The organism is Candidatus Neptunochlamydia sp. REUL1 (genome assembly GCF_963457595.1).
GTDB lineage: Bacteria > Chlamydiota > Chlamydiia > Chlamydiales > Simkaniaceae > Neptunichlamydia.
In genome coordinates, this window is sequence record NZ_OY735137.1 from 827,923 (window position 1) to 854,185 (window position 26,263).

Annotated in this window: 21 protein-coding genes and 3 tRNA genes; 9 read left to right on the top strand and 15 right to left on the bottom strand. The window is 42.8% G+C overall.

What is annotated here, in order from left to right; translation table 11 throughout:
- The first annotated feature begins 35 nt into the window (after window positions 1–35).
- The 4 genes from R2I63_RS04710 to R2I63_RS04725 all read left to right on the top strand — a co-directional run bounded on the left by R2I63_RS04710 (window position 36) and on the right by R2I63_RS04725 (window position 3,522).
- Window positions 36–548, top strand: coding sequence for a UvrB/UvrC motif-containing protein (locus tag R2I63_RS04710; RefSeq protein ID WP_316359391.1), 513 nt, complete (start codon window positions 36–38; stop codon window positions 546–548).
- Window positions 535–1,596, top strand: a complete 1,062-nt coding sequence (locus R2I63_RS04715) for a hypothetical protein (protein WP_316359393.1) — start codon at window positions 535–537, stop codon at window positions 1,594–1,596. Before R2I63_RS04710 ends, R2I63_RS04715 begins: the two co-directional genes overlap by 14 nt.
- Complete coding sequence (locus R2I63_RS04720; protein ID WP_316359395.1) at window positions 1,593–2,915, top strand: D-ribitol-5-phosphate cytidylyltransferase; 1,323 nt, start codon at window positions 1,593–1,595, stop codon at window positions 2,913–2,915. Before R2I63_RS04715 ends, R2I63_RS04720 begins: the two co-directional genes overlap by 4 nt.
- Window positions 2,916–3,132: 217 nt before the next feature.
- A complete protein-coding gene (locus R2I63_RS04725; protein WP_316359397.1) occupies window positions 3,133–3,522 on the top strand; it encodes a hypothetical protein in 390 nt (129 codons plus the stop codon).
- A gap of 415 nt (window positions 3,523–3,937) precedes the next feature.
- Here R2I63_RS04725 and R2I63_RS04730 read toward each other — a convergent pair.
- From R2I63_RS04730 to R2I63_RS04760, 7 genes are all read right to left on the bottom strand, one after another.
- Window positions 3,938–4,010 (bottom strand) — tRNA-Lys (locus R2I63_RS04730).
- Between the two features lie 5 nt (window positions 4,011–4,015).
- Window positions 4,016–4,090: transfer RNA gene (locus R2I63_RS04735), tRNA-Glu, on the bottom strand.
- A gap of 58 nt (window positions 4,091–4,148) precedes the next feature.
- Window positions 4,149–4,700, bottom strand: coding sequence for a ribosome recycling factor (frr, locus tag R2I63_RS04740; protein WP_316359398.1), 552 nt, complete (start codon window positions 4,698–4,700; stop codon window positions 4,149–4,151).
- 3 nt (window positions 4,701–4,703) lie between these two features.
- Window positions 4,704–5,423, bottom strand: a complete 720-nt coding sequence (gene pyrH, locus R2I63_RS04745; protein WP_316359400.1) for a UMP kinase — start codon at window positions 5,421–5,423, stop codon at window positions 4,704–4,706.
- Window positions 5,424–6,269 carry a translation elongation factor Ts gene (tsf, locus tag R2I63_RS04750; protein ID WP_316359402.1) on the bottom strand — a complete coding sequence of 282 codons (846 nt, stop codon included), beginning with the start codon at window positions 6,267–6,269 and terminating at the stop codon, window positions 5,424–5,426.
- Window positions 6,266–7,039: a 30S ribosomal protein S2 gene (rpsB, locus tag R2I63_RS04755; protein ID WP_316359404.1), complete on the bottom strand. Its 774-nt coding sequence runs from the start codon at window positions 7,037–7,039 to the stop codon at window positions 6,266–6,268. Before rpsB ends, tsf begins: the two co-directional genes overlap by 4 nt.
- 74 nt (window positions 7,040–7,113) lie before the next feature.
- A tRNA-Gly gene (locus R2I63_RS04760) sits at window positions 7,114–7,184 on the bottom strand.
- Between the two features lie 917 nt (window positions 7,185–8,101).
- Here R2I63_RS04760 and R2I63_RS04765 point away from each other — a divergent pair.
- Window positions 8,102–8,974 carry a hypothetical protein gene (locus R2I63_RS04765; RefSeq protein WP_316359406.1) on the top strand — a complete coding sequence of 291 codons (873 nt, stop codon included), beginning with the start codon at window positions 8,102–8,104 and terminating at the stop codon, window positions 8,972–8,974.
- Between the two features lie 58 nt (window positions 8,975–9,032).
- Here R2I63_RS04765 and R2I63_RS04770 read toward each other — a convergent pair whose 3' ends face one another.
- Genes R2I63_RS04770 through bioB form a run of 5 tightly spaced genes read right to left on the bottom strand, consistent with a single transcriptional unit; the run spans window position 9,033 to window position 13,532 of the window.
- Window positions 9,033–9,647 carry a hypothetical protein gene (locus R2I63_RS04770; protein WP_316359408.1) on the bottom strand — a complete coding sequence of 205 codons (615 nt, stop codon included), beginning with the start codon at window positions 9,645–9,647 and terminating at the stop codon, window positions 9,033–9,035.
- Window positions 9,644–10,918, bottom strand: a complete 1,275-nt coding sequence (gene bioA, locus R2I63_RS04775; RefSeq protein ID WP_316359409.1) for an adenosylmethionine--8-amino-7-oxononanoate transaminase — start codon at window positions 10,916–10,918, stop codon at window positions 9,644–9,646. Before bioA ends, R2I63_RS04770 begins: the two co-directional genes overlap by 4 nt.
- The gene (gene bioD, locus R2I63_RS04780) at window positions 10,906–11,511 is read right to left on the bottom strand and encodes a dethiobiotin synthase (RefSeq protein WP_316359411.1); all 606 of its coding nucleotides are present in this window, start codon (window positions 11,509–11,511) and stop codon (window positions 10,906–10,908) included. The genes bioA and bioD overlap by 13 nt, the downstream gene beginning before the upstream one ends.
- Window positions 11,504–12,520, bottom strand: coding sequence for an aminotransferase class I/II-fold pyridoxal phosphate-dependent enzyme (locus tag R2I63_RS04785; RefSeq protein WP_316359413.1), 1,017 nt, complete (start codon window positions 12,518–12,520; stop codon window positions 11,504–11,506). The genes bioD and R2I63_RS04785 overlap by 8 nt, the downstream gene beginning before the upstream one ends.
- Window positions 12,521–12,554: 34 nt before the next feature.
- Window positions 12,555–13,532 carry a biotin synthase BioB gene (gene bioB, locus R2I63_RS04790; protein WP_316359415.1) on the bottom strand — a complete coding sequence of 326 codons (978 nt, stop codon included), beginning with the start codon at window positions 13,530–13,532 and terminating at the stop codon, window positions 12,555–12,557.
- 345 nt (window positions 13,533–13,877) lie between these two features.
- Between bioB and R2I63_RS04795 the strand changes: the two genes are divergently transcribed.
- The 3 genes from R2I63_RS04795 to R2I63_RS04805 all read left to right on the top strand — a co-directional run bounded on the left by R2I63_RS04795 (window position 13,878) and on the right by R2I63_RS04805 (window position 19,199).
- Window positions 13,878–14,513 (top strand): DUF6314 family protein, encoded by a 636-nt coding sequence (locus R2I63_RS04795; RefSeq protein ID WP_316359417.1) that lies wholly within the window; start codon window positions 13,878–13,880, stop codon window positions 14,511–14,513.
- A 148-nt stretch (window positions 14,514–14,661) separates the two neighbouring features.
- Complete coding sequence (locus tag R2I63_RS04800) at window positions 14,662–17,775, top strand: penicillin-binding transpeptidase domain-containing protein (protein ID WP_316359419.1); 3,114 nt, start codon at window positions 14,662–14,664, stop codon at window positions 17,773–17,775.
- Window positions 17,772–19,199: an O-antigen ligase family protein gene (locus tag R2I63_RS04805; RefSeq protein WP_316359421.1), complete on the top strand. Its 1,428-nt coding sequence runs from the start codon at window positions 17,772–17,774 to the stop codon at window positions 19,197–19,199. Before R2I63_RS04800 ends, R2I63_RS04805 begins: the two co-directional genes overlap by 4 nt.
- On the opposite strand, the gene R2I63_RS04810 is transcribed toward R2I63_RS04805, so the two are convergent.
- Together R2I63_RS04810 and R2I63_RS04815 are read right to left on the bottom strand one after the other, a co-directional pair.
- Entirely contained in the window at window positions 19,154–21,988 is a 2,835-nt protein-coding gene (locus R2I63_RS04810; protein ID WP_316359423.1) for a hypothetical protein, read from the bottom strand. The two genes, R2I63_RS04805 and R2I63_RS04810, sit on opposite strands and share 46 nt — an antisense overlap.
- Complete coding sequence (locus R2I63_RS04815; protein ID WP_316359426.1) at window positions 21,985–23,016, bottom strand: sugar transporter; 1,032 nt, start codon at window positions 23,014–23,016, stop codon at window positions 21,985–21,987. Before R2I63_RS04815 ends, R2I63_RS04810 begins: the two co-directional genes overlap by 4 nt.
- A gap of 27 nt (window positions 23,017–23,043) precedes the next feature.
- Between R2I63_RS04815 and R2I63_RS04820 the strand changes: the two genes are divergently transcribed.
- Complete coding sequence (locus R2I63_RS04820) at window positions 23,044–24,009, top strand: NAD-dependent epimerase/dehydratase family protein (RefSeq protein ID WP_316359429.1); 966 nt, start codon at window positions 23,044–23,046, stop codon at window positions 24,007–24,009.
- 337 nt (window positions 24,010–24,346) lie between these two features.
- On the opposite strand, the gene R2I63_RS04825 is transcribed toward R2I63_RS04820, so the two are convergent.
- A complete protein-coding gene (locus R2I63_RS04825; protein ID WP_316359432.1) occupies window positions 24,347–25,813 on the bottom strand; it encodes an NAD(P)H-hydrate dehydratase in 1,467 nt (488 codons plus the stop codon).
- Between the last annotated feature and the right edge of the window lie 450 nt (window positions 25,814–26,263).

The window sequence follows — 26,263 nt, forward strand, 5'->3', positions numbered from 1 at the left end:
GATTATAAAAGCACTTTTTTCTATACACCAGTTGTATGAGTGAACGACCCTTAGAGTGCAGTCAATGCAAGCGGAGCGCTGATGTCATCTATAGCGAGATGGTAGAAGAAACTGTTACAACCACAGAAATGTGTCGTGATTGTCCTGTATTAAAGCTAAAACTTCAGGGGAAAACCCAAAATGAGGAAGCTCCCAAGAAAGAGGAAGGGCTTTGCTGTAGCAATTGCCATACTTCACTTGAATCTGTTCTCATGGGAGAACCTCTGGGATGCAAAGAGTGTTACGCCATTTTTCAAGATGTACTTGTCGATCAACTCCTTGAAACACACCTGATTTCTCCTCGATTAAAGCCAAACCCTGCCAACCCTATTCCAACACTACACATTGGCAGGACTCCTCATTTCAACGAGAAAACTCAAAATACCAGCCGCATTCGGGACCTGAACGAATCACTCAATGAGGCCCTGAGTGGAGAAAACTATGAAGAAGCTGCATGGCTTCGAGACCAAATCAATGCCCTTACGGAAATGAAAGATGAAAGAGCCTAGCCCATTTCAAACATTGAAAGAACATAGCATTTGGGAGAAAAGTGATACTCCCATCTGGATGGCTTCCAGCTTCTTCTTGCAACGAAATCTTTCCTCCTCAATGTTTCCTCAAAAAATGAAAGAAACAGACTCCCTTCAGGCCTTGACGACCCTAAAACAAGCCCTACTCAGCAGTCCTTCTTTAGAAGCCCCCTCATTTTTTGAAATGGAGGAGTTAAGGACCGCAGAGCGAGAATTCATTCTAGAACATTTTCTTGCGACAAACGAGTCTCAAAATCCTGAATGCAAATCCGGGGTTGTCATTGACAACACAGGAACCTTTCTGGCAATGATCAATGGTGAAGATCATCTCACTCTCCACTCTATTGAATCCCACTCGGCATGGAAAGAAGCATGGAAAAAACTCGCTGAAATCGAAGCAGAACTCGCTGAAAACCACTCTTTTGCTTATTCACATAAGTTTGGATATCTCACATCACATCTCTCCAATTCAGGAACAACCTTGACCGTTCAAGCCTTCCTCCACCTTCCCTGCCTGATAGAGCTTGACCAAATCGACGACATCTTGGCAAGTGAGCTCGATGAAGAGGTTCAAGCAAGTGGGCTGACAGGAACCGATGAATTTGTTGGAGATATCGTCATCATTCAAAACCGCTTTACATTAGGACTGACTGAAGATCAAATCTTAGAAGGGATCCATAAAACCGCAACAAAGCTTACAGGTCATGAGAAAGCCCTCCGCACTCAACTCCTTGATACTCCCAATGCCCTTATCTTTGATAAAATCAGTCGCGCTATTGGACTTCTCAAGCATTCCTTTCAAATAGAAACCAAAGAAGCTTTGAATACTCTCAGCTTCATCAAACTCGGAATCGATCTCAAGTGGATCGATGGTCTCACCGATCAAGACCTCAATAGGATTTTCTTTGAAGTGCGGCGTGGTCACCTCTCCCTTTCCTTAAATGAGAAAATTTCTAAAGAAAAGCTCGCTCAAAAACGGGCAGAATTTTTACAATCAGTTCTAAAACCTATATCGATTAAATTATGAACCTATCCCAAAAGTCTATCACTGCAATTCTTTTAATGGGGGGGACAGGAGAGCGTTTTGGAAGCAAGACTCCCAAGCAATTCTTAAATCTTTCAGGAAAGAAAATCTATCTCCACACACTTGATGCTTTCCTTGCTTTTTCAGAATTTCAAGCAATTCTCCTCGTCTGTCACCCCGACCATATTGAAGCCGTCCAAGCTGAAACCACGAGCCGTCGAGTCCGTGTAATACCAGGAGGTTATTCTCGACAAGATTCTACCTACCAAGGACTCCTTGCGTGCCCCAACGAAACGACCCATGTTGTGATCCATGATGCTGTCCGCCCTTTTGTCTCCTCTAAAATCATCCAAGATAATCTAAATGCTCTCAAAAAACACGCCGCCGTTGACACCTGTATCCCTTCTGCTGACACAATTGTCTATGCAGAAAACATCGACACCATTACATCGATCCCTAATCGCAATCACTATCTGCGTGGCCAAACCCCTCAAAGTTTTTCCTATCCTCTCCTCCTTGAGGCCCACGAGAAGTATGCCCACCATGAGGCCTCTGATGACTGCCGCCTTGTGCTTGACCTAGAGGTCCCCGTACATATCGTCTCGGGGTCCGAAGATAATATAAAAATCACCAACGAGCTCGATCTATTTCTAGCAGAACAACTCATGCAGCGTAAAACACGTTCCCTTCCACAAACGCTCATCTCTTTAAAAGGTAAAACGTTTGCTGTTGCTGGGGGAACGGGAGGCATTGGTTCAGCCCTTGTAACCCTCCTTAAAAAAGAGGGCGCCAACCCTCTTATTCTATCTAAATCTTCCAAAGCGCACCCTGTTGACCTCACGAATTACGCTGCTACCGAGACGCTCTTTCAATCCCTTGGCCCCATCGATGGTCTCATCAACTGCGTAGGTCATCTATCCCTCAAGCCCTTTCATTCCCTTTCTTCAGAAGAAATCGATCACCTCATCGCCACCAATCTCCACTCTCTGCTTTACAGCTGCCGCTGTGCACAGGTCAAACCCGGTGGCCACATTATCAACCTTTCCTCTTCCTCCTTCTCTCGAGGGAGAAAATCCTACACTCTTTACTCCTCAGCGAAAGCAGCAATCGTTAATTTTACTCAAGGACTCGCCGACGAGCGCCCTGACCTCCATATCAATGCGATCGTCCCTCAACGAACTGCCACCCCCATGCGATCCAAAAATTTCCCCAGTGAAGATGAAAATTCCCTCCTCTCCCCCTTAGAGGTTGCCCAAGAAATCCTCACCCTCCTCAAACATACTGGCACAACAGCAGCCCTTTTCGAAGTACGGAAAAAATAAATTTACAAGCTTCGGGTAGATTTAGCCCCCCCTCTTCAAAGCCCCCATACTCCAACAGTAAGGCGAAAATGAGTGCCCTAGCAAAGCTCTTTCAACCACACAACTGTTAATTAGATAAAAAATACACATAAAATAATATATATTATTTTAATATTGAAATAAAGTCAATAATGAATATACTAATGACATCTTTTTAATGTTAAACAGGGAGAGCACTATGTTATCACTAACCTACAATATGCTTGCGCGCTCAGCACTTGCATCCGTAACAGGACAACTTTTTTCAAAAAATTTATTTACATCATTTGGGAAGTCTCAGCTTCCTGCTCTAGCAAGCGCTGTGACTTACACCGCACTTTCACAGCTAGGAGAAAAAGCAACCGGTGCCGATAAAAATCCTGCAGGTAAACGAACAACGAGAAACACATGGACAAGGCTCTTTGTCCAGCTATCGACTGCTGCTGCTATCACCTATATCACTCCAAAACTCACTCAAAAGCTGTTTGACACCAAAATCAACATCAATCAGTCCGGCCACCTTGCTGCTAGCTCGCTCATGATCCACCTAATTCCAGGAATGATTGCTGCTTATAATGGGAGGCGTTAGATAAAAAAGGTCAGGTGGTTCCATCTGAACTATATAACGATACCAATCTCTACGCTAAATTTTCATATAGAGATTGGTATTATTTTTTAGGCCCGAAATGAAACACAGGGTCGCCTATTCTTTTGCCGGTGCCCTGCTTGAGGTGATGATCACAAATGCTTATGGCGACCTGGCATGTCGAAATCTTCTTTTCAGCAGCAGTTTGATAAATGTTGGGAAATTGTTGGTAAATTGTTGGTAAATATTCGTCGTCGCTTTTATCACTCCAAGAAATTATAACCACTTTACCCTTTTTGAACACATTGCTTCATAAACAGTCAAAGCCTTTAAGCAAAATGATAGAGTAAATTTGTCAACACATTGATAGATAAAGAATGCCCGTTCTTAAGGTGACTTAAGAACGGGCATTAAAGAATGAGGCTTGTTGGGCTCGAACCAACGACCCTCTCCTTAAAAGGGAGATGCTCTACCAACTGAGCTAAAGCCTCGAGTATGACCCCAAGGGGATTCGAACCCCTGTTGCAAGGATGAAAACCTTGTGTCCTAGGCCTGACTAGACGATGGGGCCAGATAATATCTGCCGTCTAATGGAGAATTATAATTCCTAAAGCAGTAATAAATCAAGATCAAACTGCGAGGATATCTTTTTCCTTTTCTGCAAAGAGCTCATCAACTTGTTTACAAAATTTATCTGTAAGCTCTTGAATCTGCTTTTCATCTCTTTTGAGATCGTCTTCGGTAATTTCACCATCAGACTTCTGCTTTTTTGTTAGATCATTAGATTTCCGACGCACATCACGAATCGTAACCTTTGTCTTTTCTCCTTTCTCGCGAGCATCTTTAGCGATTTCCTTTCGTCTTTCTTCGCTCATTGGAGGGATGGGAACACGAACAACATTCCCATCAACAGCAGGCTGAAGATTCAAATTTGCCTTTTCAATCCCCTTTGCAATAGAGTTTGCCGTGCTTGGATCAAAAGGAGTCACAACAAGCTGATTACCATCAGCAACCGCTACCGTTGCAATATCGCGCATGCGCATTGGTGTTCCATAAACTTCTAAAGAAACTCCGTCTAACATCGAAGGGCTTGGACGGCTTGTCCTCATCCCTTTTAGCTCTTCCTTATAATGGTCAAGAGCCTTTACCATATTTTCTTTGCATTCGTCCATAATACTCATGGGTTAACCTTTCGTCACAAGTGTTCCACCCTTTCGATCGGTGACTGCCTTCAACATCGCACCCTTTTCAAAGAGATTGAATACATGAATAGGGATATCACTTTCTCGGCAAAGGGCAATCGCCGCACCGTCCATCACGTGGAGATCCTTTGTCAAAACTTCTCCATAAGTCAGGTGATCACTTTTAACAGCTTCTTTATGCTCCATAGGATCCATATCGTAGATTCCATCGACCTTTGTGGCTTTTAAAAGAACCTCTGCCTCGATTTCACTGGCTCGCATGGCAGCTGTTGTATCCGTTGTAAAATAGGGGTTCCCCGTTCCTCCAACAAAGATGACAATGTGTCCTTTGTCAAGAGAATGGAGGGCATGATTCCAATTGTAGGGCTCGACGATTCCATCAAAATTCAGGGCACTCATGACACGAGTCTTACATCCCTTTGTTGAAAGAACCTGACCAAGAATTAGACCATTAATGGTTGTTGCAAGCATCCCTACATGGTCTGCTGGGGTACGAGCAAAGCCAAACTGCTCTGCCATATTCCCTCGGAAGATATTCCCTCCTCCAATCACGACTCCAATCTCAATACCAAGAGCATACACTTCACAAATCGCATTCGCAATCTGATTGCACGCCACATGATCAATCACCCCGGGTGTTTCTCCCTTGAGGGATTCACCAGAAAGTTTTAGAAGAACGCGCTTATAGGAGGGCTTTGTCACTTATTCACCTATTTGCCAACGAACAAACTCCACAACTTCAAGAGTTTTGCCCGCCTTTTTTCCTTCTTGTGTAACATAATCCGCTACGCTCATTGAAGGATCTTTGACGAACTTCTGATTTAACAAACATGACTGCTCATAAAAAGCCTTAAGCTTTCCTTGAATAATCTTATCCATAATCTCAGGTGGTTTGTCTTGAATCTGGCTACGAGCAATCTCTTCCTCTTTTGCCAGAATATCAGCAGAAATCTCGTCAGGTTTCAAAAAGTCAGGAGCTTCAGCAGCAACATGCATCGCAACATCGCGCGCAAGAGAATCAACGTCCCCTGCCCCTTTAATCACTACAGCACATACAATTTTTCCGCCCATATGGGAGTAAATTCCAAGCGAGCTGTCAGCAGTCTTTTTAAAGTTGAGAAGCCGCTTAATCTGAATATTTTCTCCAAGACTATGCACAGTCTCAGCGCGATACTCATCAATCGTAAGTGCTTCGTTCTGACTGTATTTCTGCCCAATAAAGTCTTGAGCAGTTTTTGGCTTTGTTTTAAGTGTATCGTCGCAAATATTCTTCAGAAATTCTTTAAAACGATCGTTTTGAAGTACAAAGTCTGTTTCTACATTCACCTCAACAAGGTAGGCCATCTCGTCATTTTCAGAAATGCCAACAACACCTTCGTTTGTCTCACGGCCTCCCTTCTTGACAGCAGACGCCATTCCCTTCTTTCGAAGAATGTGAATCGCTTCTTCCATATTGCCACCAGCTTCAGTAAGCGCATCTTTGCATTTGGTCATTCCAACGCCAGTTCTTTTTCTAAGGTCCATAACCATCTGTGCTGTAATTGTCATTCCTTCACCTCTTCTTCTTGAGCCTCTTTTGGTTCAATCTTAGCTTTAGCTTCTTCCTTGCCAATCGCAATATTCAATTCACCTTTCTTATCAATAATGACATCCGAAAGGGCTTGAACAATCAACTTAATGCTCTTGAGCGCGTCATCGTTGCATGCAATCACATAGTCGATAGGATCGGGATCGCAATTAGTATCAACAAGAGCCATCACAGGAATGCCTAGTTTGTTTGCTTCAGCAACAGCGATATGTTCTTTATTTGGATCGACGACAACAAGCAACCCTGGAGGCTTACGCATGGCTCGGATACCTGCGAGGTTTCGATCGAGCTTTTCGCGGTCTTTATTTAGCAATGTCATCTCTTTTTTGGTGAACCCGTCACCCCCTGTAGCGATTTGTTTTTCAACGCGCTCTAGGGTTTTCACTGAACCTCTGATGGTTTTCAAGTTAGTGAGCATTCCACCAAGCCAGCGCTCTGCAACATAAAATTCGCCACACCTCTCTGCGCACTCTTTAATGACATCTTTTGCTTGTTTTTTGGTTCCAACAAACAAGATGCTTTGATGCTTTTCAACGGTAGAAACCGCAACGTCAATTGCAAGACGAATTTGCTGCATGGTTTTTGCAAGGTCGATGATGTAAATCCCACTGCGCTCTTCGAAAATAAAGCGCTTCATCTTGGGATTCCATCGTTGCTTCTGGTGACCAAAATGTGCCCCAGCTTCGAGTAGATCCTTAATGGAAACAGTAACAGTTTGGTTTTGTGCCAAGCCTTGTCCCTTTTGTTTGACGACGGCATCCTAACTCTCAGGTCAGGATTTCGGTCTTGGTTAATATTGAAACAAGCGCCTGATCAGAATCGAACTGACACTAATAGCTTGGAAGGCTATTGTTCTACCGTTGAACTACAGGCGCATGATCCATCCTTTTTATCCTATCTCACTGATTTTTTCCAAGTGAAATCTTTATTTGTATCAGAATGGCGTCGTACATAAATTGCCCAATCCATTAAGGATTCTGTTGCAAAAATCTCTTTTCGAGGAACAAGCAGCAGAACATAGGAGAATAGCGTCGTTGGTCCAAAGAGTGCAATGGAAAATTGAAAGAGTAATATCGTGGTTACAAAGAAAATTTAGGAGTCGGCTTGTGAGGAGAGGGAAAGCAGACAGGCCTTTTATAGAGATAAAGTATATTCAACTCTTTATATATCAAACGCTTATTTTATTATAAATTATATGATACTGACGTATAGTTACTTATATTTTTTATAATTTAAAAAATAGGAGGTTAATTATGGATTCAATATCAAGCATAGCTTCAACTGTAGGAATTGGGCTCGCAGGAGCTGCTGTCTCAAGAACTTCTATGTGGGTCGCGCAACAAGGCGACACGTTGGACAGGCAACCGACTATGTCATGCCAGAATGTGTAAAGCAAGCTTTCTCACTAGCTGGGAGAGGTCTTAATTATCCATTAAATACTTTAACTCAACAACTCTTGTACTTCTATATCCACAAACCTTCTAATAGAAGGTCGAATTGACATTGAAGAACTTGTAAAACGGGCATCCCACCTAGAAAATTTCTTCACAATTGCCCTTACTCCACTTATGGAAGAGATCGTTTTTAAACGAAAATGACGTCATTTGACTGGTCCCCAATTTCTGTTTATTGATGCCACATCATTTTACATAATCTTCATAATTTAGGACCAGGCGTTTTGTTAAAAAATTATTTGAAACAGAGGCGGGAAGACGACTATTAGGGCATGTATTTTTTATTCAGGATGGGGTATAATAGGTAGTCAAATGGATATGAATACGGAGTCAATCTCATGAAGAAATTTTTGCTTGTCCCTTTTGTCGCAACATCACTAATTCTACCGATTGTAGCTAAAGAAGATACGACTAAAATCGAAAGCGTAAAATCTGAGCAGGTTGTTGCTTCTCAACAGAAGCTCATTGACGAAGTTCTATCCGATTATCGCGAAGGAAGATATAATAATTTCTTGAAATCTATTGACGCTTCCTACAAAGAAAAAAGCAAAAAATGGGCGTTCAATTCGGCTTTAGAAGAGCGAAAGAAACTTTCAGAAATAGTCACTGACTATCAAGGAAAAAAAGGGGATGCCTTCAAGAAGGAAATCGCTGCTCTTCATGAAGCTCAGAACCGAGAGCTCGTTGAAGTTTGTATCGACAACCCTTACGAAAAGATTAGCAGTGAAGTCCGCAATATGGTCTTCTTTTCTCCAAACCCTCACGAACTAGAAAGCATTGAATACATTCATCAGCTCAGCAATAAGTTTAAAGGGGATGGCATCACACCCCTAGAAAATAATCTGATCAATATTGACACAGAATTCTGGCTTAAAGGACTCTCTATAGGAGTTACACTCTCTCAAGGTCAAATCGACCAAGAAACATTTCAAAAGCAATATCTCGTTCTCCAAGTAGAGAAAATGAAGCAAATGAAAGATGCTTGCCAAGGGGATCTTGTCGACGTCAAAATCAAGTCTTACATCGATACTGCAGCAGAGGTTCTGCCAAAAGTCAAAGCTTCAGCTTCAACAAGGCAATATCTTACTGCTTTAGGTCGCGACAAAATCACTCCTAAATGCGATGCGGAAAAGAAAATGCAAGTGATTATGGCAAGCTATCTTCAGAAAGAAGGTGCCCTTGTCGAAAAACACTTCCAAAGCGGCAAATAACAAACATAATCTAGCTGTTTATTAATTTTACTCACGGCATTGAGTAAGATTGCTCAGCCTATTGAAAAACTTCGTTCGCAACGGTTTCAATCCATTTTTGAAATAATCCTTCTTCAAAAGCGCAAATTTTCCCTGCGTAAACAAACCCCAACGGAAGAGCCTTCAATCCTTCCTCCATTTCTCTTAGGTGCTCCTCTTCCTCTAATAGGATAGACTTCACGTAGACTTTTGCTTGAAGCATTCTTAATGCTTCATGATACACAGGATAGAGTTGTTGTGCTCGAAGCTCGATTGCGTAAGTCACAAGATGATAAGCAAACATTTTGGCCTGCTCCTTAGATAATCCAACATCTTTAATCAGAAACTGCGAAGCAAAAAGATCAAGCCGATCTAGGTACCTGAGAGAGGAAACACCTCCTAGAATGAATGGGAGCGTGAAATTATCAAACGAGGTTGAGGTAACTTTTTTAATTTGGCACTTTAAATAGTGAGAATGCCTGAACTCTTCAGCAGCATGTTTCAGCATACTCTCTTTAACAAATGTTGGATGCTCACATGAAGCTATTTTTCTTGCACCGCAGTTCTCTAGATAAGAAAGAGTGTTAAGCCATTTTGCATGAAGATGTTCGCGCCGAATAATTGCTAATAGAAGTGATTTAATCTTAGATGTCATAATGCTCCTTCTAAAGATAAAATAATGGCGTCATAGATAACGGTTAAATCCTCTTTACCAATACAGTAGGGCGGCAGGACATAAAGGACATTTCCTAAAGGGCGAAGTAGAATACCTTTTTCTAAAAAAAATGAGTAAAGGCTGTCACGAAGAGGTGAAAAATAGGATTTTCCTTCTGTTTTGTACTCTAAAACTAATATTGTTCCAAGCGATTCGCACCGTATTAGCTTCGGGTGATTTTTCCATGTTTCACAAAAAATGGTGTGAGACTTCTCTATCATTGTTCTTTGTTGGCAAGAGGAAAAAGACTGGAGAATCTCTAAACTTGCAATCGCACTTGCACATGCAAGAGGATTTGCTGTGTAAGAATGCCCATGTAATAGCGCTTTTTGCTTATCTTCTGATAAGAATGCCTGATAGATTTTCTCATGACAGGCTGTTACGCCAAGAGGTAAAAACCCTCCTGTTATCCCTTTTGATAAACAAATAATATCAGGTTGTTCTTTGATTTGATCACAGGCAAAAACTGTGCCGGTTCTTCCAAAGCCTGTCATTACCTCATCTGCTATTGTGATGACACCATACCTTTGGCAAACCTGAAGTAGTCGTTCAAGTTGTTTTGCTGGGTACAAGACCATTCCTCCAACCCCCAGGATGAGCGGCTCAAAAATAAAACAGGCTACATTGCCCTCTTCTAAAATCTTCTCGAGCTGTAAAATTGCCCCTTCCTCCTCTCCCTTAATCGGAGGAGAAATGGTTTCCACTTCGAACAGATAGTTCCAAAAGGGTTTATTAAAAGCATTCTTGCCAGACACAGACATTGCTCCAAATGTATCTCCATGGTACCCCCCTTTGAAGCAAACGACTTTGGTTTTGTGGATTTTTTGGTTATGCCAGTATTGGATTGCCATTTTAAGGGCAACTTCGATAGCTGTAGATCCGTTATCAGAGAAAAAAATCTTTCCCATTTCCCCCGGCAAAATAGGGATCAACTGGGAGGCAAAATCAACAGCAGCGGAATGGGTAAAGTCTGCAAAAATAGCATGTTCTAATTTGCAGGCTTGTTCCGTAATTTTTTGCACAATATAGGGATGTGCATGCCCGTGCAAATTTACCCACCATGAGGAAATTCCGTCCAGATAGTGCTCCCCTTGCTCACCATACAGATAAGCTCCTTTCCCCGAATGAATAGGGATGGGAGGCTGCGCTATTTTCATCTGCGTAAAAGGGTGCCAAATATAGTCTCGATCTCTATCGCTTATTGTCTCCATTGCTTTGCATACCTCTGAATGACTGATTTATTGATATTAGGTTCAGGGAGTAATCGCCCAAAATAGGGAACTTTAGTTGTTGTTAAGATGACATCCTCGGTATCGGGATTTGGCATCCCGTTAAAGACAATGCCCAAAATAGGGATCTTCCAGACTTTAAGTGCCTCGATTGTAAGAAGGGTGTGATTGATACTTCCAAGATAATGCCTAGAAACAACAATCCAGTTAGCTTCCCAAGAATGAAACAGATCAATGCTCAGTGTATTTGAGCTGAGAGGCACATACACACCCCCTACTGCTTCAATCACTAGAGGTTTACTAGACGGTGGAGGAGAGATTTGGGTTAGCTCCATATCGATATTTTCTAAACGTGCTGCGTGATGGGGTGATAGGGGAGCTTTGAGAGAATACGCCGAAGGGAATATTTGGTGCACAGAGGAATCAGTAAGTTTGGCAATTTCTTGAGAATCAGGATGTTCCAATCCTGTCTGAAAAGGTTTCCAATAGTTCCCTTCAAGCATCGTTGTCATAATCGCTGAAACAACTGTCTTTCCCACTCCTGTACCGATTCCTGCCACAACTATCCTACTCATGAGAACTCACAATATCGAGCAGCTTAAGCAGCTCTTCTCTTGAATTGAATGAGTGGAGGCAAAGACGCAAAATTTCTTTTCCTTGTCGAACTGTGGGACTGAGTAGAGCTCTAACATCAAAACCCGCTGCGGAAAGATTTTTGACTTTCTTATGAGCACTCTGATTTCCTGAAACAGAAATGGGCTGAATCGGCGAAGAAGAAAAGCTTGCAAGCTTTATAAGATCATGAAGTTGCTTTCTATTCGATTCTAAGGAGGGGAAAACGTCGTAACTACATTCTATTGCAGCCAAACAGTAGAATGGGAGAGCCGTTGAATAAATAAACGCATTTGCAAAATTAACAAGCATTTTCATTAAAATTCGATCCCCCAATACAATTGCTCCAGAGGCTCCAAGAGCTTTTCCAAATGTAACAACTTGAGCGAAGATTTTTCTATTCAACCCTCTTTCAGCAACAATCCCCCTCCCTCCTGGCCCAAAGACTCCTACAGCATGTGCTTCATCAACAATGAGTTTTGCTTCATACTTTTGAGAGAGTTGCACAATTTTTTCGAGTGGTGCAACCGAACCATCTGTTGAATACACCGATTCGATACATACGTAGCGTTCTCCAACACAAGGAAGCTTCAAACGCCCTTCTAAGTGCTCTAGATCATTATGCCTAAATGGAAACGCTTTGACTCGACTCATTTTTATCCCCTCACGAGTCGACGCATGGATGTGCGAATCAAAGAAAAACAATGAACTTCGATCCGCTATAGCAGTGACTAAGCCCATATTAGCCATAAAACCCGTGCTGAAAAAAAGTCCGGCTTCAAAATCATGAAAATTCGCAATTTTCTCTTCAAGCCCTTGAGTGTACAAATGATTTCCTGTTAGCAGACGAGAGCCCGTTGAGCCTAAACCACCAACCTCTCGCCACCGACGTATTACTCTTTCCCTTTGAGATCTAGAGCGAGCTAGACCTAAGTAATCATTGGAAGCAAAATCCACCAGATTGGGTTTCACCTGCAACGAACGGAAAGTTCCCAACATTTTTCGTCTATTTAGTTGAGTCTTCATACGCAAATGCTCGCTGTTTTTTTAACCCCAATTGTCTAAACATTTCGCTATCAGCATTGATAGAGGTATTAGCAACTGTGAGGAGTTTTTCACCTGAAAAAATTGAGTTTGCCCCAGCTAAAAAACAAAGTGCTTGCTCTTGGAATGTCATGTCGATACGCCCAGCAGAGAGGCGAACCATTGTCCTTGGCATAGCAATTCGTGCAATTGCAATCAGCTTGACGATTTCCCAACATGAAAGAGGTTTTTGATTTTCTAAAGGAGTCCCTTTGATGGGACTTAATTGATTAATCGGAACAGACTCAGGATGCGGATTTCTAGTAGATAAAGTATGCAGCAACTTTAAACGGTCTTCTTTAGATTCCCCCATTCCAACAATCCCACCGCAACACACACTTAACCCCACCTTTTCCACCACATCAAGCGTATTCAACCTTTCCTGGTAAGAACGAGTTGTGATGATGGTTTTATAAAAACCCTCTGAGGAGTCAAGATTATGGTTATAGGCATATAGTCCAGCTTCCTTAAGCATGCTTGCTTGAGACGCATTTATAAAACCGAGAGTACAACAGACCTCTACACCTAGCTCAGCAATTCCTTTAACCATACGGAGTGTTTGTTCAAACTGTTTATTATTCCGAACTCCCCTCCATGCTGCACCTAAACAAACGCGCGTTGCTCCTTGAGCAATGGCTTCTTTCGCTCGAAGTAAGGTATTCTCATAGCCCATCATTGGTTCAGCTTTTAGATTCGTCTGATAAAAAGAAGATTGAGCGCAGTATTTGCAATCCTCAATGCAACCCCCAGTTTTGATAGAAATTAAGTGGCAAACCTGAACTTCTCCAACTTTGTGGTGCTGAGAGTGAATGTGATTTGCCTTTGTTACAAGCTCAATCAAAGACATTTCATATAGCTCGTGAAGTTCGTCAACTGTCCAATCTGTTCGGATAAACATCATTTCTGCTCCTAATTTTTCTTACTGCAAGTTTATGAGAGATTCCTTTCAAGGCTCAATCTAAAAGAATTTATCAAAAACCTATAATAGGTTTATATAAACTGCATTTAGGTTTTGACAAAAACCAAACCTACCCCTAACATGAAAACCTAAAATAAGCCTAAACAAACCTAAATCCGGTTTAAATTTATGCTCGAAGCTTTGTGTGGAAATAAAAATGTGACGCACATCCTCCTCTTTATTTTTGCTAATGGGCAGTGTTACGGGACTCAGCTCCATCGGTCTTTGGGGGTTCCTTTAACCCCCATTCAAAAAAATTTATCGAGATTGGAAAAAGACGGAGTCATCATGAGCCGTTATGAAGGAAAAACGCGTATTTTTCAGTTCAATCCAAGATTTCCTCTTATGAAAGAACTCGAAAAACTCCTTCAAAAGGCTTATACTCTTCTTCCCGCCAACTCTAGGAAGAATTTCTACATCTCAAGTGAAAACCAACCTCCTGTCCAAAAAAATCCTGAGAATAAGCTCCGAACTCTACTAGATTTTTGGGAAAAGCTTGCTACCGTTCATCAACTCACCTTCAATGCAAATTCCAAATCAAGCCAAGAACATGGTTGGAATGGAAGAGGAACAGGACAAGTTGTTGTTATAATAGATAGCCATTCCACACTCACGTTCAACGAAAAGGGGCATTGGAAAGGGAGAACCGGCCCTAGTGTAAGCTTTAGCAATACCTTTCGCTGGACGCTCGATCGAACCGCTGGAGTTATCTCTCTTGAGCATTTAAGGAGAGGTCTCGACCATCCTGTTTTTTTATTTCACTTAGTTCCTACTTCCGAATATTCTCTATCCTCTATCCACTCTCACCTATGCGATGATGACAGCTATTTTGGACAGGTAGATTTTGATGAGCAGGGGCTCAGACTCAACTGGCGAGTGATTGGTCCAAAAAAGAACGAAACAATCGACTATTTTTATCACTAAGGACCCGTTCATAGTGGTTTAAGTTTAGCCACTTTCATTATTCTGTATCAATAGAGGGAAAAACCAGCAATACCTCTTGTTATAGGGTTAAACAGTGTTACCCAATCAGTGGTTGATCCTATCAATAGGGATTTGCTATCGTTGAGGTATGAGAACCCGCGATATTCCTCACAAAGCTAATTCTGTTTTGCATTTATTGTTGATTGCCTTCTTAATGATTACACTTCGTGTGTGGTACCTAGCGACAATCAAAAATGAGGAATATCAAGAAAAGGCCCTCAGACCTCAGCGTCGCAGCGTCGTAGAACCTGCAGCACGTGGAACGATTCGAGACCGGTTTAACATCCCCCTTGCGATTAACAAGGTGCAATATAATGCAGCAGTTTGCTTTGATCGCATTCGTGAAATTCCCCTTGTCACTTGGGAAAGGAAGGGAGGGAAGAAGGTTAAGGTCTACGAAAGGCGCCGCCACGTGGAAAAATTGGCGGAGATGCTTGGCAAGGCGCTCGAGATGGATCCTATAGGAATTGAAGATCTGATCTATAGCCAGGCCTCGATCTTTCCTAATACTCCTTTTATTATTAAAGAAGATCTCTCCGAAAATCTCTATTATCGCCTTAGACTTCTTGAAAAGAATTGGACGGGTTTGACAATGCAAAGAGCAGCAAAAAGGTATTATCCTCAAGGGAAGGTGGGCTCTGATATTTTAGGGTATATGGGGGCAATCAACCAAAAACAGTACATCGCAATCGCCCAAGAGATAGAGGAACTTTCACTATTTCTTGAGCAAAGGGAGGAAGGACTACCTATTCCCCTTCCGAAGGGATTTTTTAGCAGCCATAATGTTGAACTCCGTCTTTCTGAACTCAGAGAAAAAGCCTATACAATTCATGCACATGTCGGGAAAACTGGGATAGAGCGAAAGTTTGATGAATCCTTGCGAGGATCTTATGGAAAACAAGAAGTGGAGCTCGGAGCAAGAGGACGCTTTATCCGCAATTTGCCAGGAGGCAAGGAAGCAGACTCAGGAGAGAGAATCCTTTTGACGATCTCTTCAGAGCTTCAAGCCTACGCAGAAGAACTCCTCACTTTCAATGAACAAGATCGGGAACGCCATTTTGCTCAAGCAGGGAAGAGGCACGACCAGATCCCCTCGCCTTGGATTAAAGGGGGAGCGATTGTTGCAATGATTCCTTCGACTGGTGAGGTAGTTGCTCTTGCTTCATATCCTCGATTCGACCCCAATGACTTTAATTTAACCGACAGGGATCGCCACGAAAAAACACAATCAATCTTAAAGTGGCTAGAAAGTCCTCGCCATGTGGGAGCCATATGGGATGGCCTATCTCCAATGGAGCGAGAGTGGGTCACTTACTCGGAAAGAAAGTCTCTTTCTTGGGACCACTTTCTCAATCATGTTCTCTCCAATACTTGCCAGGTAAAAAAGGCTCTTAAAAAAATTCCCAACGTCTATGAAGCTGTCCACTTTCAACATGTTTTGGGTGCTATCCACAAAGTCATGGGAAATGCGACAGCTGAAGAAACAATCGATGCTCTTTATGGAGGAGAGGTCCCCCCCCTCGTTCAAGAGATGCGCAGAGAAATCGACCCTATCCTTAAGCCCATTAAACAGAACCTTGACAAGCTCCTTTTTCTTGATCTTTTAAGACTCATTGCAAATGGAAAGGATTTTTCAAAGTCTCATCTTGAACTGGTAAAGGACGTTCCTTTAAGTCGATATCGAGAACTCACCCAAGCATTTGTTTTGCTCCAAAAAGAGATTAAAGAAAGAGTCGAAACCCTCTATCATGAGAGGATATTTTCCCTATGGAGAAAGAAGCATTTCAGGGCCTACCTCAAAGAAAAACGGGAGGAGGAAAAAAACAGGAAAACATACCCCCACCCTTATACGGACTACCTAGTCGAAGCGGAAAAGACGCTGTTCTCTGAATTTTGGGATACACATCAATGGAAGTTTTTTGATGCTTTTATCTACGGCAATGTCTCAAAAGACTTCGACCTTCAGCCCTTCCTGTTTCACCTTGTCTTAACAAGCAAAGAGGCTGAAGGAAAGCTTCTTGAAAGCCTAGATTTGATGCGAGCAAAAAAGGTTCCCCTTAAATTAATGACAACATTTCGCTCTTTTAATGAGCTTTCCGACCCCCTTTGGGGACGTTATTATTCGCTTCGAAGCAAAACATTGCAGGGACTTGCCGGATCCTTTTATCCCCGCAATGGCTTTGGATATGGAAAATCCTATGCCTACGGAAGATCAACTCCCATTGGCTCGCTTTTCAAAGTTGTCACGGGGTATGAGGCTCTCAAGCAAATCTATCAATGCGGTCTCCCTTCTCTAGAAATTATCGACGAAATGAATGCAAATATTACAACTGAAAATGGAATCGTTTTGGGGCGTCACCTCGATGGATCTCTGATCACCCGCCACTACAAAGGGGGAAGGCTCCCAAGAAGTCATGCTAGCTTAGGACGGGTTGATTTTGGTGCTGCAATGGAAAGATCGAGTAACATCTACTTCTCTCTCTTAGCAGGAGAAGTTATCAATCATCCTGCAGAACTGCAAAAAACGACAGAACATTTTGGGTTTGGAAAAGCTACAGGGATTGATCTTTATGGAGAAACAGGAGGATATGTCCCCGATGATCTCCGAGATAATCGAACGGGACTCTACTCTTTTGCAATTGGGCAACACTCGCTTGTTGTCACCCCACTTCAAACTGCTGGAATGCTGACCGCAATTGGAAATGGAGGCGCTATTTTAAAACCCCAAATTGTGAAGATGCGTGCAAGCCCAAAGGGGGTTAAAGAAACAGAGCGCGAGGTCCGACGGGTCATTGATATGCCCACGAAAGTACGGACAGAACTCATGGAAGGAATGCGACAGGTGGTCATGGGCGCAAAAGGTCCTGTTCAACCCTATCGGATCCGAGCTCTATACGAACACCCTAAATGGATTCCAGAATATAAAGCTCTGCAAGATCAGTTTGTGGGTAAAACTTCAACGGCAGAGTTTGTCTACCGCCCCACGCTTGACAGGGAAGGAGGCCCTCTGATCTGTAAAGATATTTGGTTTGGAACACTCTCCTTTAAAGAAGGTGACGACTACCGAATTGATATGCCGGAGCTCTCTGTTGTGGTTTACCTAAAATTTGGGGATTACGGAAAGGAAGCGGCGCCACTTGCAGCTCAAGTGATTAAGAAGTGGAGAGAAATTACTTCTAAAGACTACCATGGTGATCAATGAAAACGAAAATTCTCTACGTCTTCACACTCATCTTGATTGCTGCTTTTCCCTTTGGCGATCTGTTTTTCAAGGTTTTTCGTGGAGTATCGGTTTCCTTTTTCCACCACTTTGAAAAAACCGCTCCTTTCGCTGTATCTCTCCCTCCCCTGTTTGAAAAATATATCCACTTTTATCTCACCGATTTTTGGATTGTAGGCCTCCTGATCGGCGCTCTTCTCTTAAAAGAAGTTAGAGTGAAAGAGCTCTTTTTTAACCGCCATTCTCGCTACCTTACTCTCTATGGTTTCGTTGCAGTTTTTTCTATTCTCTTTTCGGTGTTTTCTTCCTACTTTTTTCAGTATGTCACTCTTCTAAGCCTAGTGACTGCTTGCACGGCTTTCCACTTAATTTATCTGCTGATGAGCAGGCGAGCTGAATGGATCCCCACAGTACTCTGGTTTTTTATAGGAATTGCTTTCCTTGAATGTTTGATTGGAACTGGGCAGTTCTTATTCCAAAAAAGCTTAGGCCTTTCCTTTCTCTCTGAAGCACAGATCGATCCTTCAATGAATAACATCTCTGTCTATCCTCTGACCGAGGGGAATCGCGCCCTTTTTGACAAGCTTCCTTGGATAACTGAGAGGCACTCTCTCATTCTTCGTGCTTACGGAACGTTTGATCATCCTAATATCTTTGGGGGATATCTAGTGATTGCTCTTTTTGTGTCCTATTTTCTCTTTATTCAGAGTAATACTCGACTCAAAAAGGGACTCCTTTTAGTACTCATTCCTTTGCTTGTTCTTACCCTAACACTTACCTTTGCTCGGGGCCCATTCTTTGCTTGGATGCTCGGAACATCTTTGTTTTTTGGTGTGGGACTCCTTAAAAAAATGCAGGGATTTTTAAAGCTGGGAACATTGATTGGAGGAGCTTTTCTCTTTGCGACGCTTCTTTTATTTCAGCAACTCGCCGCGCGAGGAGGGTTTGTAAACTACAATGCTTTGTCGGAAGCCTCAGACAGTGGGCGCTTTCTCTATTATAAGTTGGCCTCAACCCTTTTTCTCCACTATCCTTTTCTAGGAATAGGCCACAATGGTTTTGCTCTTTTCCCCTATGAAGCGGTTGACCCTGCCCTTGCTGGGGCGAATCCCACCGGAGCTCTTGCCCACAACATTTACCTGCAAGTGGCTTCTGAAACAGGAATCATCGGCCTTGGGATGCTTGCTCTCTTTATCTTTTCTCTTGCAATTCCCACCTTCAAGCAGAAGATTACTCCTCTTTCTCTCACGCTTATCACAATTCTTTTTTCTCTTTTATTGATGGGAGTTGTAGATCATTTTCTTTGGGCTTACAACACAGGAAGACTCATGCTTCTTATCTTTTGTGCCCTTCTTGCTGCTTACACAAAGGCGAGAGAGTGTCCTTCACTTTCCCATGCAAAATAGGGTTCAAGAGAGGAGAAAGGATGATCCTCTAATCTTAGCGCAATCACATCGGCGCTTCCAAAAAAGGACTTTGGAAGTGAGCTTTCTAGCCCTGAAGGAAGAGACAAAAGAATCACTTCGTACTCTTTCTTCATCTCGCTTAAAAATGTCTCAAATTTGCGGTTACGCAATATTTCATCTCCAAACAAGGTGTTCCCTCCCATAGGAAGGTAGTCACCATAGTGTTTTACACGAATGCTTGGAGCTTTTGCATCTCCTTCTAAATAGTGGATGAGTCCTGGAAGGCTTCTTTCCTTCACCTTCTTTTTAAAATTAAGATCCATCACAAGAACGCGTTTTCCTTCTTTGGCAAGCAACTCAGCAAAAGACGGCGCATAGTCCTCTCCATTTCCAAGCACTAAGCAGGCTACGATAGAAGACTTTTTTTCCTTTTTTAGAAGAAGAGAAAAACGCCTTAACACCTCAATATTATCTTTTTTAGTCAAAGGTCCTAGCACTTCCTTCCCTCGAACTCTCATGTTTCGAAGGGTCAAAGGAAACCCGCGGTAAAGATAATAAATAAAGCAACCAGCAAAGGTGATAAGGGCTCCTAAAAATGCACCAATCACTCCAAAAACCTTTAAAAGGGGAGGCTTAGGATTCAAGGAAGCTTGCGCATAATCAATAGGTCCAGACTCTAATATCGAGAGGTTTTGCTCAATACTCTTTGACTCAACTAAGTGAACCAAAGCTTCTAACATCCCTTTGTTCATATCTGAAGCAAATTTTAGACGATGCTCCCGAAGCCACGTATCAGGAACCCCTTCCATCTCTTTTTTGACATCTTTCAATTGTCCTTTAACAAGGAGTTTCTCCTTCCCTAAATGGGCCAATTTTTCTTCAATCCGATCTTCAATCTGCTTCTCTATTAAAGAAACCTCTTGGCCAAGCAGGTCAAGAATGGCTATTCGGACAGATTCGATACGATCTTCGTTCCTCTCACACTCAAGCTGAGCAAGTAAAACGCTTTGCTTTATATGACGTCCTAAATCATCCTTCATTCGAGAAAACTGCTTTTCTAATCGTTCTTGTTCTTTTTCAGTAAGGGTACGTTCTTTTCGAAGTTTCTGTTTCATTCCTCCCATTTCTCGCACCATTTCCTGACTAAGAGGGTCAGGGAAAATAGAGGATAGGGAGGCCCATTCAGCATCTGCTTTTTCAATCTGCTCCTTTGCAAAGATAAGCTCGCGGATTTTTGACCGAGCATTATCGCGCCCATGCAAATAGGTAAAGAGCAACTTCCGCGCTGTCTCTAGATCAACCCCTCGATATTCTTCTTCTCTACTTATTCCATGAAAAAGGCGCTGCTTTAAAGTCCCTTCCTGCAATGAGAGAAGACGCAGTTGGTTTTTGAGATAAGAGTTGGACAACTGTGTCCCGGATCTTTCAGAGGAGAGTTGCATCAACTTCTTCTTTTCCAACTGCACTTTTTTAAGTTGGCAAGCCGCGGGGGATAAGATTTTCCCAAATTCCCCTACCTCGACAAGCATTTGGTCTTTTTGGCGAAGGGCTTGACTCATTGTAGAGAAAAAGGAATCTACTCCAGTCTTCACTCTGAGTTCTTCACGCTCAATAACGTCTAAGCGCCGCATTTGCGTAGTAAGATTTTTTTCATAGCTCGGCTGTCCAATGAGTGCCAAAGCCAGAACGTCTCTCTCCTTTGCAATTTCATGAAGCTCTCCCTGAAGCGCTACAACTTCGCTGCCCATTTCCATGGCTAGGTAAGGATTGGTGTCTAGCAACTCTCCAAATTTAAGCTCAATTTCCATTAAGTCATTCATAAGGTTTTGTTTGCGGCTTTGGAAGAGCGGAAGCTGCTGCCCAAGATTCAACGCTCCTTTGGACTCGATGTTCTCCTTCAAATAGGCAACGTGTTCTTTGAGAAGCTCATTCATGCTTTCTGTGTAACTATTCCGCCGCTTTTGGAGATAGGCAATTTGCCCTTCCGTCACCCTAGAGTTCTCCTTTTCAAGGTAGTTTTTATAGGTTTCCATAATCTCGTTAAGCAACCGCATTCCAAAATGACGATCCGCATGAGTCATTTCCAAGCTGAGCAATGAGGCGTCCCCATGAACAAGAAGAACCTCAAAAAGCTCCCGCACCTGGATGACCATTTCGGAGAGCGAGGAAAATACAAGAGGGTAACTATTGCGAAGTTTCATCCTTTTAGGCATTTCTTTTAATGTAAAAGTAATTCCATTAAAGGAGACCGCTTCCCCTACAACTCCTTTCGCGAGTACATGATTTTTTTCATCCCGCACCTCGAAAGATTCTCGTGAAGTGAAGAAAATGAGAAACCCTTTAGAGTATTCTCCTAAGTAACGAACATTCTCAAACACAAACCGAGAAGGCTCAGCAATCGGCATTCCTCTTTCAGCATCTAGAGATTCAAAAAAACGACGACGCTTTTTTTCAACACTTGTCTCAATGGGAATGTCCGCTTGCATTCCAAGCTTCATGATCACAGGTTCTAAAATAATTGATGAAAGAAGCAACACGTGCCCCTCTTTGGTCACCCCACCCATCCCTAATGTCTGGAGGAATGAATCAAACATACCTCCTCCAAAGGGCGTTTGAGAAGGCCCCACTTCTTTAAATACCGCCTTTATTTCGTGGCGGACAGGAACCTGAGACCTTTTAAAAAACCCAAACAATCCAAAAAAAACAGCTCCTGCAAAAATCACCCATCTTGTTTTGAATGCGAATCGTTTAATATCGGAAAAAATAATGAAACTTTCGGATTGTGTCATTGGATAGCTACGACTCCTGCAACCCCTTTGCGGAAAAGTTCAATTCCAGTAAGTGTAGGGGAAATTTGCTGAATAAAACGGTTCCACTCTGTAATAGGCGTTGCCGCAACATAAACAATATCACCCGGCATTAAAAGCATACTTGAGGTAGGAAGACGCATGACGTGCTTCCAGTTTAATGTATAGATTTTAGGACGCAAAATATTTCCTCGAATGACTTGAATCACTCCCTTATCGCCTGTGAAGGGAATCCCTCCTGCCATAGCAAGGGCAGATCGAAGAGGCAACGATCCATTAGGAACATCGATAACGCGCTCCTGTCTCACTTCTCCCATTACCATCAGCGTTGAAGCTGAAGTCTCTGCAATGTAAAGCTTATCCCCCCCACGCATCACCACATTCTGACTCATGTCCCCTTCTTTCACAAGCCTATTCATATCAACGGGAACAGGCTCGCCATCTCGCACCAAATAACTCTTAAAAAAGTTTGCATTGGAGGGAACTTTGGCCTCAGCAAGCACCTCAAATAGGCGGAGCTTCCCATTAACAGGAAGAGTTGACTGACTCACCATCCCAGCGAGTTCCACTTTCTTTTGCTTTCTTTTAGCAAATGAAAGGAAAACCTCTACCTCATCGATTTCTTGGTCGTAGGCTTCTTGAATTCTATCTCGAGCCTCTCCAAGTTTTAGCCCCGAAATTTCAATTGGCCTTAATTCGGGAAGGGTGATCTTCCCTCCTGAGACCGGGTAACCAATCTCTTCTCCAATTGCCCGTACAGCATTGACCAAATCGCTACGCGAAGGGTGAAATAGCGCAACCTTTAAGAAGTCTCCATCCTCAACTGTATTGGTATATTCTTCGAGAAGTTCTGGATTAAGGGCCACTAAAGGCTGTCCCTCCATCTCTAAAATCGAAAACTTCCCCTCCTTAATTTTATAAGAATCGATGACAAACTCATCTGCACCGACAACCTGCGAGCCCTTGTACGGAGTGTTCGAACATGCTGCAAGGAAAAGTGATAGAACCATAATTAAGAGATTTGGTACTCTAAATAGATGGGAGATCAAAAAAAGTTTATATTTATTACTGGGATTGCAGGCTTTATTGGCTTTCATCTTGCTTCTTCACTAATTAAAAATGGAGATTATGTGATTGGGTGTGATAATTTCAATAATTATTATTCACCCGATCTCAAAAGAGCACGCGCCGATCAATTGCGTAGACTCGGTGTTGAAGTCATTGAAGAGGATATCCAAAATATCCACCCTTTGAAACAAAACATCACGCATATTGTGCACTTAGCAGCACAGGCAGGGGTCCGTTATTCCATAACGCACCCACAACCCTACAGCGACTCTAACCTCAATGGCTTTTTAAAAATCCTAGAACTTTGCCGAAGTATTCCCAACGTGAAACTCATTTTCGCATCTTCCTCTTCCGTTTACGGTAGCAATACCAAAATCCCTTTCTCTGAAACTGATCCTACAGACTCCCCTATTAGTCTCTATGCAGCTACGAAAAAATCAGGGGAACTGATGGCCAAAAGTTACCATCACCTCTACAATATCCCCATGGTGGGACTCCGATTCTTTACAGTTTATGGTCCCTGGGGACGCCCAGACATGGCTTACTACTCGTTTGCAGAAAAAATTCGAAGAGGAACACCTATTCCTGTTTTCAACCATGGGGAAATGGAGCGCGACTTTACCTACGTTGACGATATTGTCCAAGGAACAATTCGAGCACTTGACCATTGCAACGGATTTGAAATCTACAATCTTGGCAATAACAAACCAGAACCTCTCATGCATCTCATTGAACTTCTCGAAACGCACCTTGGGAAAAAGGCACAGATCGATTTTCAACCGATGCAAATGGGAGATGTTAAATCCACTTATGCCGATATCCAGAAAGCTGAAAGAGAACTTGGCTTTTCTCCAACTACTCCTCTTGATTTCGGAGTCGCAAAATTCTCTGAGTGGTTTCTGATACAAAAAGAGTCTTTTGCAAGCCTCTCTTAAGTTTTAGCTATATCTTAGCCGTTAAAAAAGACAAAAAAATCTGTATCGCTGCTGATTGTATGCCTCTATTTGGCACCTGTAAAGAGGCAGAAGCCCATGTAATCAACGACACAAAATTATTTAACATGGAATGGCATATATAGGGCTTGCAGGTCATCCTTCCCTCGTAGATATTTTCTTAAATGAATGCCCCAGAAATACTTTTACTGAATTCCTTTACACACTACACCAAACGCTAAAAGAACATTATTTTCTCCTCAACCTCCAGAATACTTCTCATTCTTTTCAAACTATACTCTTTGATCTCCTTTGCATCTCTCCCCATTTATTCCTGAGGTTATTGCTTCACAAGTGTCTGAAACGCTTCGGGCAAGGCTCCAATAAGATCGCTTGCAATCATGTCATATGAGGTACGTTCTTTCGCAGCAACCTCCCCTGCTTCCCCGTGCAAATAAACTCCCAAAGCGGCAGCCTCTCGTCCCGATGCCCCTTGTGCAACAAGAGATGCTATCATTCCTGTCAAAACATCCCCTGTTCCCGCAGTGGCCATCCCAGGATCTCCCTTTGTCACAATGAGCGGCAATAACTTAGGATGAAAAATCCATGTTGGTGCCCCCTTTAAGATGACTGTCACTTTCGCTTGATCAGCAAAAGCTTGGCACGCCTGATGATCGACACCACTGCCCCCAAGAAGATGTGTCATCTCTTTGTGATGCGGGGTTAATATGGACCCTTTGGGGAAAACCTTAATATGATAGAGGGCATCGGCATCTATCACCATAGGAACATTCAATTTAGCAACAAGGCCTTGCAAAAAGGTGTGCATCTCTTCGCCTTTTCCGACACCAGGGCCAATTAGACATGCTTTTGCACGTTTTCCTTCTTCCAAAATTGCACTATCATCACCCCACTTATATGCCGTCCGAATGAGTTCATACGCCGAGGGAGCAAGTTCTTCCTCCATTCCTTCTGGATGAAATAGCCTTACAATTCCTGCTCCTGTGCGCAGTGCTGCTAAACATGACAACATAGCCGCCCCTGGCATTCCGGGCGAGCCCGCAACGGCAATGACATATCCCGCCTCATACTTATGACGACCTCGTTTCAACGGTGGCAAAAGACCTGGAAGTGCTTTCTCATTAAGCAAAAAACCTTCTCCTTGCGCCTCTTCAATGTATTTCCCCTCCATTCCAAAGTCGATTACATGGAGTCTTCCTGTATGATTGTACCCCTCCCCTACAAAAAAACCACGCTTTGCCATCCCCAAATAAAGCGTCTCATCCGCGTGGATTGCGAGCTTTGCCTCTCCTGTGTTTCCATTCACACCTGACGGAATATCAATCGCTAAAACAGGAAGTTCTGCCTCATTGACTTTTTTGATGACTTCTTTGATCTTTCCTTGAACTTCTCCCTGAAAGCCCGTCCCTAAAAGCCCGTCAAGAATGACCCCATTAAGCTCCAACTGATCTTGCTGCTTCCCTTTAAATCCCTTCCCATGCTTCTGACAAAGAGGACTAGCCTCCCCCATTTCAACAACATGAAAAGCTTCAACATTAAAGCCTCGATTGAGCAGAAAAGTTCCTGCAACGTAGGCATCGCCTCCATTGTTCCCCTTTCCGACGAGCAATGTAACCCTTTTCTCCAGACCCCGTTCTTTGACAAAGGCCTCTACCCGATCAGCAATTCCCTCCCCTGCTTTCAGCATATACGCCTCATCGGAAGCCCCAACTTCCATGCTAACCTTCTCGATGCGTGCCATCTCATCAGAGCGCACCACTTTCATGCCTTCAAGCTTACTGTCCATGTACCCAATCTACCATACCTATAACAACTTTCAAAGAATTTGTTAAAGCTGCTCAAATTCCACTTGAGAATACACACCAGACTCTCCCCCAACCTTTACAGCTTGCTCATAAACACAAATGAAGCGGTCCTATGGAGAGGACTTTGATATTTTAGTAAGTATTTTCTATGCAAATAGAGGGTCTTGTTCTCATCTTTTGGGGTAGCCTGATAAAAAAAATGCCCACTTAAACAAGCAGGCACCCAACCACATAGGGGAATGTAGGTTTTGAATTTTTGGCCTAAAGCAAAATAGCCTAACGCTTTTATAAATAGGCACTAAGAAAAATCTTCTGGATCTTGATCATGCGTATGAAATTCACCCCGAATTTATTCCTAACTCTGGCAAGGAATAGCCCCCTATTCCTCGCAAGGGTAAGAATAAGCTCATACTTAAAGAACACTGCTTTGA

What these genes read in the sequence shown, in the direction of transcription:
- R2I63_RS04795 (WP_316359417.1), top strand. Translation starts at nt 13,878, where the DNA reads ATGAGCCGTTATGAAGGAAAAACGCGTATTTTTCAGTTCAATCCAAGA.
- bioD (WP_316359411.1), bottom strand. Translation starts at nt 11,511, where the DNA reads ATGAGTAGGATAGTTGTGGCAGGAATCGGTACAGGAGTGGGAAAGACA.
- R2I63_RS04715 (WP_316359393.1), top strand. Translation starts at nt 535, where the DNA reads ATGAAAGAGCCTAGCCCATTTCAAACATTGAAAGAACATAGCATTTGG.
- R2I63_RS04725 (WP_316359397.1), top strand. Translation starts at nt 3,133, where the DNA reads ATGTTATCACTAACCTACAATATGCTTGCGCGCTCAGCACTTGCATCC.
- tsf (WP_316359402.1), bottom strand. Translation starts at nt 6,269, where the DNA reads ATGACAATTACAGCACAGATGGTTATGGACCTTAGAAAAAGAACTGGC.
- bioB (WP_316359415.1), bottom strand. Translation starts at nt 13,532, where the DNA reads ATGATGTTTATCCGAACAGATTGGACAGTTGACGAACTTCACGAGCTA.
- R2I63_RS04825 (WP_316359432.1), bottom strand. Translation starts at nt 25,813, where the DNA reads ATGGACAGTAAGCTTGAAGGCATGAAAGTGGTGCGCTCTGATGAGATG.
- bioA (WP_316359409.1), bottom strand. Translation starts at nt 10,918, where the DNA reads ATGGAGACAATAAGCGATAGAGATCGAGACTATATTTGGCACCCTTTT.
- R2I63_RS04710 (WP_316359391.1), top strand. Translation starts at nt 36, where the DNA reads ATGAGTGAACGACCCTTAGAGTGCAGTCAATGCAAGCGGAGCGCTGAT.
- frr (WP_316359398.1), bottom strand. Translation starts at nt 4,700, where the DNA reads ATGAGTATTATGGACGAATGCAAAGAAAATATGGTAAAGGCTCTTGAC.
- R2I63_RS04720 (WP_316359395.1), top strand. Translation starts at nt 1,593, where the DNA reads ATGAACCTATCCCAAAAGTCTATCACTGCAATTCTTTTAATGGGGGGG.
- R2I63_RS04815 (WP_316359426.1), bottom strand. Translation starts at nt 23,016, where the DNA reads ATGGTTCTATCACTTTTCCTTGCAGCATGTTCGAACACTCCGTACAAG.
- R2I63_RS04770 (WP_316359408.1), bottom strand. Translation starts at nt 9,647, where the DNA reads ATGACATCTAAGATTAAATCACTTCTATTAGCAATTATTCGGCGCGAA.
- R2I63_RS04805 (WP_316359421.1), top strand. Translation starts at nt 17,772, where the DNA reads ATGAAAACGAAAATTCTCTACGTCTTCACACTCATCTTGATTGCTGCT.
- R2I63_RS04800 (WP_316359419.1), top strand. Translation starts at nt 14,662, where the DNA reads ATGAGAACCCGCGATATTCCTCACAAAGCTAATTCTGTTTTGCATTTA.
- R2I63_RS04820 (WP_316359429.1), top strand. Translation starts at nt 23,044, where the DNA reads ATGGGAGATCAAAAAAAGTTTATATTTATTACTGGGATTGCAGGCTTT.
- R2I63_RS04765 (WP_316359406.1), top strand. Translation starts at nt 8,102, where the DNA reads ATGAAGAAATTTTTGCTTGTCCCTTTTGTCGCAACATCACTAATTCTA.
- R2I63_RS04810 (WP_316359423.1), bottom strand. Translation starts at nt 21,988, where the DNA reads ATGACACAATCCGAAAGTTTCATTATTTTTTCCGATATTAAACGATTC.